Source organism: Streptomyces sp. NPDC050535, assembly GCF_044457665.1.
Classification (GTDB): domain Bacteria; phylum Actinomycetota; class Actinomycetes; order Streptomycetales; family Streptomycetaceae; genus Streptomyces.
Window position 1 is genome coordinate 38619 of the sequence record NZ_JBITHE010000037.1, and the last position, 9307, is coordinate 47925.

General features: G+C 70.0%; 7 protein-coding genes. 2 read left to right on the forward strand and 5 right to left on the reverse strand.

Annotation, left to right across the window (positions count from 1 at the left end; genetic code table 11):
* Positions 1–89: 89 nt before the first annotated feature.
* A complete protein-coding gene (locus ACIBLC_RS39620) occupies positions 90–1493 on the forward strand; it encodes a sporulation protein (protein ID WP_399216345.1) in 1404 nt (467 codons plus the stop codon).
* Between the two features lie 85 nt (positions 1494–1578).
* Here ACIBLC_RS39620 and ACIBLC_RS39625 read toward each other — a convergent pair whose 3' ends face one another.
* From ACIBLC_RS39625 to ACIBLC_RS39645, 5 genes are all read right to left on the reverse strand, one after another.
* Complete coding sequence (locus ACIBLC_RS39625) at positions 1579–1947, reverse strand: WhiB family transcriptional regulator (protein WP_399216346.1); 369 nt, start codon at positions 1945–1947, stop codon at positions 1579–1581.
* Positions 1948–2233: 286 nt separating this feature from the next.
* A complete protein-coding gene (locus tag ACIBLC_RS39630; RefSeq protein WP_399216347.1) occupies positions 2234–2959 on the reverse strand; it encodes a hypothetical protein in 726 nt (241 codons plus the stop codon).
* A 196-nt stretch (positions 2960–3155) separates the two neighbouring features.
* On the reverse strand, positions 3156–3485 hold the full coding sequence (locus ACIBLC_RS39635) for a hypothetical protein (RefSeq protein ID WP_399216348.1): 330 nt from the start codon (positions 3483–3485) through the stop codon (positions 3156–3158).
* Between the two features lie 1258 nt (positions 3486–4743).
* Positions 4744–5622, reverse strand: a complete 879-nt coding sequence (locus tag ACIBLC_RS39640; RefSeq protein ID WP_399216349.1) for a DNA ligase — start codon at positions 5620–5622, stop codon at positions 4744–4746.
* Positions 5623–5668: 46 nt separating this feature from the next.
* The gene (locus ACIBLC_RS39645) at positions 5669–5899 is read right to left on the reverse strand and encodes a hypothetical protein (RefSeq protein WP_399216350.1); all 231 of its coding nucleotides are present in this window, start codon (positions 5897–5899) and stop codon (positions 5669–5671) included.
* A 262-nt stretch (positions 5900–6161) separates the two neighbouring features.
* On the opposite strand from ACIBLC_RS39645, the gene dnaE reads away from it, so the two are divergent.
* The coding region (gene dnaE, locus ACIBLC_RS39650; RefSeq protein ID WP_399216351.1) for a DNA polymerase III subunit alpha at positions 6162–9307 on the forward strand (3146 nt) is incomplete at its 3' end.

Genomic DNA, 9307 nt, shown 5'->3' on the forward strand with positions numbered 1-9307 from the left:
TCAGCGGCCCCTACGCTCGAAATGCCCAACTGGCCGTGCCCGGGTGACCTATCCATCCGGCGGGGCCCGGCCTTCAGGAGGCGTCTTCCATGCAGCGCAGCGAGCAGCCGGCCAGGACTGCGAACGAGGAGCTGGCCCAGTTGATCGAGGCGTCCGGGATGAGCCATCACGCGCTGGCGCGGCGCGTCAACCTGCTGGCCGAGCGGAGGGGAATCGCCGTCTCCTACACCCATACGAGTGTCGCGAACTGGACCCGGCGCGGCATGGCTCCCCGCCCGCCCATGCCCGCGCTCATCGCCCAGGCGCTGTCAGAACGCTTAGGACGGCCCCTCGACCCGGCCGAGATCGGCATGCCGGAGATACACGAGAACCCGGAGGCCGTCGGCCTGGATTTCCACCGGGACGCTCACGAGGCCATCCGTACCGCCACACGATTCTGGAGCACCGTGCGCCGCCGTACCTTCGTGACCGCCCCGTTCGCCGTCGGCGCCTACAGCACACCGGTCACCCGGTGGCTCGCCGTGCCCGCCGACCCCGACGCCGCCCATCCCGGGCGCCGCCGCGTCGGCCGCCAGGACCTGGATACGCTGTGGGCGGCCGCCGCCGACGCGCAGCGCTCGGACTCCAAGTACGGCGGCGGCACGGGCAAAGCCTCGACGGTGACCACGTTCCTCAACGAGCGCGCCATCCCGCTCCTGCGCGGCGACTACACCGATACGGTGGGCAAGGAACTGTACGCAGGCACCGCCGAACTGGCGCGCGTCGCAGGCTGGAGCGCCCTGGACATGGGCCATCACGCGCTCGCACAGCGGCATTTCATCCAGGCCCTGCGGATGGCCCGCGCCGGCGGCAGCCTCACCGTGGGCTGTCACGTCCTCACCAACATGGCCCTCCAAGCCACCTTGCGCGGCTATCCCGACGAGGCGGTGGACATGGCGCAGGGTGCCTACGACCGCACCCACCGCCGGGCAGCCCCCCGCGTCCTGGCCTTCGCCAAGCTCGTCGAGGCCCGCGCCCACGCCCGTCTCGGCGACGCCCGACGCGCCGCCGCCGCGCTCCTCTCCTCCGAGCGGCTCCTGGAACAGGCCGACGCCGAACCCGGCGACGAACCCGCATGGATCAGCTACTACACGCCCGCACGGATGGCAGCCGACGCCGTGGAGATCCACCGGGACCTGGGCCTGCCCGCCGCCGCCCTGCGCTGGAACAACAGGGCCGCACCCATGGCCCAAAGCGCCTACACCCGCTCCGTCGGCCTGCGCATGACCGTACTGGCCACCGCGCACCTCCAAAACCGCGACCTCGACCAGGCCCTCGCCCACGGCCAGCTCGCCGTCACCATCCTCAGCCACGTACGCTCCACCCGCGCCACCGACTACCTCGTCGGCGTCGTACGCGCCATGGCGCCCTGGCGCCGCGACCCCCGCGTCATCGACCTCTCCCACCTCACACACCGGGCCATCGTCCCCAGCACGACCGAAACCGCCCGCTAAAAGAGCCTGACGCAGCACCAAACACGCTCCACCTGGCGTCGGCACCACTCGCACACACGGCGCTGACGAAGGGTTGGTGGCGGATTCAGCCGGCCGCGGCCGCTCCCTCGTCTCCACGGGGACGTGCCCGCTGGACATGGTCTGTGCGCGCGGCCTCAAGCAGTTGCCGCCATGACGTCACGGTGGGGCGCCGCCTCAGCAGCCCTCGCCTTTCCCGGTCCGTCATGCCGCCCCAGATGCCGTGCTCGATGCGGCGGTCGAGTGCATAGGCAAGGCACTCCGTGCGCACCGGACAACCGGTACACACGGCCTTCGCCCGGTGCTGTGCGGCGCCTTCGACAAACAGTTCCTCGGGGTCGGCGGTACGGCATATCGCCCGCGCCACCCACGACTCCCCATCACCCGCGATCACCCGATGCCGTCCTCTCCCCGATCCGGACCGCCACAGTCCCATCTGAGAATGCGACGGCTGGGAGACCGTACGACAAACACACCAGGTCCGGGACGCCGCCAGGGTGCGGCAATCCGTACGGGTGAAAGCGCACTTGACGGCTCCACGCCAAGGTGTCACCTTCCCGTCCGAGATCAGCACCGGCCGGTGTGTGGGGGCGGAGCGGTGCGCTCGGCGCTCGGCCGATCGTGGACAGCGCCCAGCAGGACGAGTGCGGCCTGGAGCTTCCCTTCGGTGAGCGGGAACGGGCGTAGGATCCGCACGACTCAACGTCTCCTGATCCGTACGCTTACTGTCGGTGATGGGTCTGCCAGGTCCGGCACAGAGCGCTGAACTCCGCCCGGCGCTCGGCGAGAAGGTCCTCGGTCCGCTGCAGATGGCAGTCCAGGACGTGCACGCCGTCCTGGAAGGGTTCGAAGCCGACCCGCGCCCACACCCGGCCCAGCTTCGCCGCGGCCTCGCGGTGCTGATCCTCCGTCAGCTCCCGGCCGTCGGCGGATCCGGGCTCACACGCGACGGCCGCGCACCCCTGCGACAGACGGCGGATCGCCGCTCCCGCAAGGACGGGTCCCAGCCCGAAGCCACGCCACGCGGACTCCAGGACGACCCGGTCCATGACCAGCAGATCACCCACCGGGTGTGCGAGCGCGGCCTCCAGTGCCGGATCCCACTCACCGGCAGCAACATCGAGGACCACCTCGCCGATGCCGGCGACGTCCCCGGTGTGGGCGTCCATCGCTTCGAAGGGGCGATCGGGCCCGAACATCCGAACCCGCACGAACGACATCCGGCCCACGACAACGTCCTGGACCGCGTCCAACGACTCGTCGTCCCTATCGCTGGAGGCCGCCAGGTCTTCGGCCAGGACCTCCGCATCGATCCGCGCGGTCACCGACCACACTTCCAGCGTGTCCTCGAACTCGTACGCCTGGACGGGATGTTCATGATGGTAGGCAAGGCTGATCAGCGAGGGATCAACGGGCAGCTGGGCAATCCTGGGAGCCACGGTGGTCACCGCTCCACCGTAGCCACCGGAGACCGCCCCGCGCCGGGCATTCGTCCACGCTCACCCTTCACCGCCGGGACTCACTCCGGTCCCCGGCCTGCGGATCAGCGCTGTCGACTACCACCGAGTCACGGGGTAGAGCGGCAGTGTCCGACATCCCAGGAGTGGCGGTGTACTGTCCCGTGTTTCGCCATGTCCAGCGCTGCTACCGCTGCCCGCGTCCGGGGAGTCGTGACCGGAGCGCTGCCCGGGTCCACAGGACGCCACCGACAGCCCCGAGAGCGAGACCCGCCGAGAAGCCCATGCACCATGTCACGAAGAGGCCGCCGCGGCTGGGGTCGTCGGTGAACGAGGGCGCAAGCGCCCACGGGGCCAGGGACAGCCCGAGGAAGCCCAGCAGCCAGCCCACGGTGACGGCCGAGTGGTTGGGCAGCCTGATCTCCTTGCGCATGCGGAGCATGTAGATCAGCCCGGCCACCATCACGAAACCGATCAGTGCGGGATGGGCCGGACCGAGCAGAGTCCACGTCGCCATGCTGCGTACCTCCTCTTGGTCGATCGCAGTGAGTCTGTCAGCGGCCACCGACAGCCGAGAGCAACTACATCGCCCAGCCGGTTCGGACTTCGCCGGCAACGCCCCAGCCGTGCTGCTCAAGCCATGTGCCCAGCGCATGAAGATCCCCGTCGACGTCGACGGTAGGAGCGTCGGTCATCTCGGCACCTCCGCACGTTAGACGATCTTGTCGTGGCTTCGCCGGGCTCGCCGCGCCGGCGGTGCTACTTCCGTACGAGCAACCGTGTGCGGGGTGGGGCCGGGCGGGGTGCGGGCAGCCGCATGCCTCCCGTGGAGAGCCGGGAGGCGCGGCGGGTCCCGCCGTCAGCGACGGCAGGACCCGGCCAAGTGGGGAAACCTCACCCGGGGGTGGCTCGGTACCCGCACCCACACCATGCACCCAAACCAGCCACCACACCAGAGTGCGGCTGAAAAACGTCAATATCCGTATCCGGGAGGGCCCACGCGGCCCTGGCGGCCCGGTGGTCAGCTACTCACAGCCCTCGTCCTCCGTACGGCCCGCCCGGTTCCCGGCCCCGCATCGGCGGCCGTCCGGGTGCCGGTTGCCCGCCTCGCGCTGTGCCGTCGCGCCGCGGGTGTTGAACGGTGTCCCGTAGATCTCTCTGTGCCGGTGCCGGCGGTCGTATGACCGCCGGCACCGGCACATCGGCTACGCCGAAGGACACGAGGTCGACGCAGAAGGAGATATTCGCGCTCGATCCCTCGTGTGGGCGTCGCTCGGCTCGGTTCACGAACTGCACAGCCGGGGTCACCGCCACCTTCCTCAAGCGTCGGGCTTCCCAGGCTCGCGGCCGACGACCTGGTCGTCCATTCCAAGAGGTCGGTCAGGGTACGGATAAAGAGGTCGTTCGGACGCGTACTGCGGGGTCAGGTCGTGAGGTGTGACCAAGACCGGCGTGCGGAGGCCCCTGTCAAAGTCCCGAACCCACCGGGATGCCTGCCTCCGGTATCGCGTGCGTCGCAGGAGCACGGCCCGTTCGTCGCTGTACGGTTCGCCACCCGGCCAGAAGACGACGTACCAGCAGCCCTTGCCGCGCACGGATTCCCAGGCTCGCCATACCTTGCCGGACCAACCGATGCGTTGCTTGTCGGCGTTCAATTCCTCGTCCCCTCATCCGATGGCTCAGCATCGGTATCCCCGCCAGGGTTCCTCTTCTGCCTGCTGACGTGCAACTGGCCAGCCGCGTCATGGTCATGAGCAGCAACGGGTTCATGAGCCCTACGAGTTGCGCAGCCGGGTCGGCGTCACTACGGCGTGCCGGGTCGTCCCTGCGAGGACTTCGACCACCGGGCCCGGCCCCGTAGTGCGGTAGGTCTCCCCCGCGCGGGTGCGGGCGCTGCGGGACGGTCCGCTCGCGACGAGATACGCGGAAACCTGCGCCGCGAGCGACGCCTTGAGTGCCTGCGTGAGCGCGATGCGGCCGCCGGGAAGCCGGACGACAAGAGCACGCGGGCGCGCGGCAGGTCCGGTGTAGCCGACGATCTCGGCGTCCACCGTGTCCGCGTGCCTGACCTTTTTCCAGATCCGCCCCGCTCTGTATACCGAGGTGGCCGGCTTGCAGACGATGCCCTCGACGCCGTGCTCCCGGAGTTGTTGGTACCAGGTCATCGCCACATCGGGGTCGTCCGTCATCGGAACGGCCTGGATCGGCGGCTGGACGTCGTACTCCTGGAACAGGTCCAGGAGCAGGGCGCGGCGTGCGTCGTACGGACGGGCGCGGACGTCGCCGTGATCGGGGTGGACAAGGATGTCCCACGCCGCGAAATGGGCGGGAAGATCTTCGGCGAGGCGGCGGGCCCGTGCGGGAGTGGAGGCGGCTCTCGACTGCGCGGCCGCGAAGTCGATCTTTCCGTCCGCGTAGATCACGGCTTCGCCGTCCAGGACGGTGTCCGGCGGGAGCATGTTGAGTCCCGCGAGCGCGAGATCCATCCACACGGGCGTGACGTTCCTGCCGGACCGGGCCTGAAGGCGGACGGTGCTCGCCTCTCGCCACATGACCGTTCGATGTCCGTCGAACTTAGGTTCGTATCGCCAGTTCGTCCCAACCGGAAGGGTCGGGACGAACTCGGCGAGGGCGACGGCCACGGGGAAGTCCACGGCATCAGGCTCCGGCCGCCTCAGGGCCTGCGCATGTGGACGGGCGCTATCGGAGGAGCGGGATCACCGCCTTCACGATCAGCGTGAACGGCGTGTCCTGGTCCAGGAGGGCGGAGCTGACGCCGACCGTGACGTGCGACATGGCCGTCAGTGCGGAGGTCAGGACGCGGGCCTGGGCCTGGGTGAGCTCGTCGCCCTCCTCGATGACGAACAGGGTGACGGCGCTCGTCGCCGCGGCGACGAGCGCCGCGAGGACGAGGAGGAACAGGTGGGCCATGGAGCCCTTTCCGGCCGGACGTTCGCCCGGCCTCCACCCCTTCCGCCGGAAGCAGGCCTTCTCGCATGATCGAAACCCGATATGTGGCACACATCACATGGCTGCGGGCTGAAGGCTGAACTAGAGGCCTTCCTGCCCCCTGAGGTCGCTGCGGGGAGGTGGGACAGTGCGGACTCCCCTCTTCGTACACTTGTGCGATTCCGAGTTATGAGGGATACCTGGAGAGGTCACAGGTCAGGGAGGGGCACACGACGATCGGGAGGTGCGGAGCGGTGGATTTACTCATCTGCGCGTCGCTTCCGGCTACTCCGCCCGTTACGGCGCTTCTCTCCCTACCGCTCTCGTGCAGCGCGCGGCCGAGCGCGGGATGACATCGCTGGCGCTGACCGACCGGGACACCGTCGCGGGCACGGTCCGCTTCGTCCGGGCCGCCGCGGCGGCTGGTATCCGCCCCGTCCTCGGGGTCGACATCGCCGTGGCCCCGCTCGCCCAGCCGGATCCGGCCGCCCACCGGCCACGCACGCCGGTTCGCGGCGGCGCCCACGTGGTGGAACCGGCGCTGCGTGTCACGCTGCTCGCGCAGAACGCGGCCGGGTGGGCGCGGTTGTGCCGTCTGGTGTCCGCCGCGCACGCCGAGGCCGGCGGCGCGGCACCGGTCGTGTCCTGGCCCACCTTGCGCGCGTACGCCGACCGGGACCTGGTGGTGCTGCTCGGTCCGTCCTCCGAGCCGGTGCGTGCTCTGTCCGCCGGCCGTCCCGATCTCGCCGAGCAGCTGCTCGCGCCGTGGCGGGAGATGGCCGGCGACCGGCTGCGGCTGGAGACCGTGTATCTGGGGCGGCAGGGCACCGGCGCGGGCTCGCTGCGGCTGGCCGCGCGCACCGTGGGCCTGGCCGACCAGCTCGGCGTCCGTACGATCCTCTCGAACGCGGTCCGCTACGCCGACGCCGACCAGCGCCGGCTGGCGGACGTGCTCGATGCGGCCCGGCTGCTGCGGCCGATCGACCGCCGGCATCTGGACGGCGGCGAGCGGTGGCTGAAGGGTCCGGCCGCCATGGCGGCGGCCGCCGAGCGGATCGCCCAGGCTGTCGGCGACGATCCCGCCCGCGCCGTACGCCTGTTGGCCGAGACGGAGGCTATCGGCCAGTCCTGCACCCTCACCCCGGCCGATCTCGGGCTGGGCAGGCCGCACTTCCCCGAGCCCTCCGTGGTGGGCGCCACCGGCGAGCGGGGTGCGGCCATGCGGCTGTTGCGTCAGCGGTGCGAGGCCGGGATGGCCGCCCGCGGCCTGGACCGGGATGAGCGTGCCGTACGGCAGCTCGACTACGAGCTGGACATCATCGGCCGGCTCGCCGGGTTCGAGGCGTACTTCCTCGCCGTGGCCCAGGTGGTCGCCGATACCCGTGCGCTGGGGATCCGGGTAGCCGCGCGCGGCTCCGGCGCCGGGAGCATGGTCAACCATGCGCTTTCCATAGCCACGGCCAACCCTCTCGATCACCACCTCTTGTTCGAACGCTTCGTCAACGAGCGCCGTACGACGTTGCCCGACATCGACCTCGATGTGGAGTCCGAGCGGCGCCTGGAGGTGTACGACGCGATCATCAAGCGGTTCGGCACGGAGCGGACCGCGGTCACCGGCATGCCCGAGACCTACAGGGCCAGGCACGCCCTTCGCGACGCTGGAAGTGCCCTTGGGATTCCGCCCCAGGTCGTGGGCGAGATCGCCAAGTCCTTCCCGCACATCCGGGCCCGGGACATCCGCTCCGCCCTGGCCGAACTGCCGGAGCTGCGGCAACTCGCCGCGCAAGCAGAGAAGTTCGGGCCGCTGTGGGAGCTCGCCGAGGGCCTGGACGCACTGATACGCGGCTACGCCATGCACCCCTGCGGGGTGATCCTCTCCGACGCCTCACTGCTGGACCGGCTGCCGGTGCAGCCGACCCCGGCCGGCTACCCCATGGTGCAGGCCGACAAGGAAGACATCGAGCTCGGCGGCTACGGCCTCCTGAAACTGGACGTCCTCGGAATCAGGATGCAGAGCGCCATGGCGCACGCGGTCACGGAGATCCGCCGCGCCACCGGGCGGGTCCTCGATCTCGACAATCCCGATCACGTCGACCTCAACGACCGCCTCGCCTTCGAGCTGATCCAGTCAGCGGATTCAATTGGTCTATACCAATTGGAGTCGCCCGGCCAGCAAGATCTTTTGTCCAGGCTGCAACCCCGGCACATACAAGATGCGATCGCCGACATCAGCCTGTTCAGGCCGGGTCCAGTATCGGGCGATATGCCCGCTTTGTTCATTGCGGCTCGTCATGGCACGACACCGCGGTACGCGCACCCGGACCTTGAACCGATCTTGTCGGACACCTACGGGGTGACCATCTGGCACGAGCAGATCATCGCGACGTTCGCCCGGCTGACCGGCTGCGATCGCGCTGCCGGCGAGTACGCCCGCCGCGCGCTCGCCGACCCCGACCGGCTCCCCCGGATCGAGGAGTGGTTCCGTCGTACGGCTGGCGAGCGCGGCTACAACAGCGCCGTGCTGGACGAGGTCTGGGAGACCATCTCCAGCCATGGCGCATACGGCTTCTGCCGGGCCCACGCTGTCGCTTTCGCTGTTCCTGCACTCCAGAGCGCCTTCTTGAAAGCGAGGTTCCCGGCATTCCTCTACGCCGGGCTCCTGGAATTCGACCCGGGCATGTGGCCGCGCCGCGTCCTCGTCGCCGATGCCCGCCGCCACGGCGTGCCGGTCCTGCCCGTCGACGTCAACCACTCCCGCGCGGCGCACCTGGTCGAACAGACCGGGCAGGGCTGGGGCGTGCGCCTCGCCTTCTCCACCGTCAAAGGGATCAGCGAAGGCGAGGTCGCGCGCCTGGTGGACGGACAGCCCTACACCGGCCTGCAGGACCTGTGGCAGCGCGCCCGTCCCTCCCTGCCGATCGCGCAGCGGCTGATCCGGATCGGCGCGCTCGGCCCGCTCCCGGGCGACCTCACCCGACGCGATCTCCTGCTCCAGGCGACCGAGCTCCACCGGCAGTCCCGTTCCCGCGCCGCCACCGACGGCCAACTGCCGCTCGGTGGCGAGCTGGTGACCGCCACCCCGAGCGGCCTGCCCGAGATGACCGGCCGGGACAAGCTCGGCGCGGAACTGGACACCCTCCAGATCGACGTCACCCACCACCTGATGGAGCACCACCACCGGCTTCTCAACGAGCTCGGCGCCACCACCGCCGCGCACCTGCGCGGCATGACCCCCGGACAGACGGTCCTGGTCGCCGGGGTACGCGCCTCCACCCAGACACCGCCGATCCCCTCCGGCAAGAGGGTCATCTTCGTGACCCTGGAGGACGGCACCGGCCTCGTCGACCTCGCGTTCTTCGAGGACTCCCACGAGGCCTGCGCGCACACCGT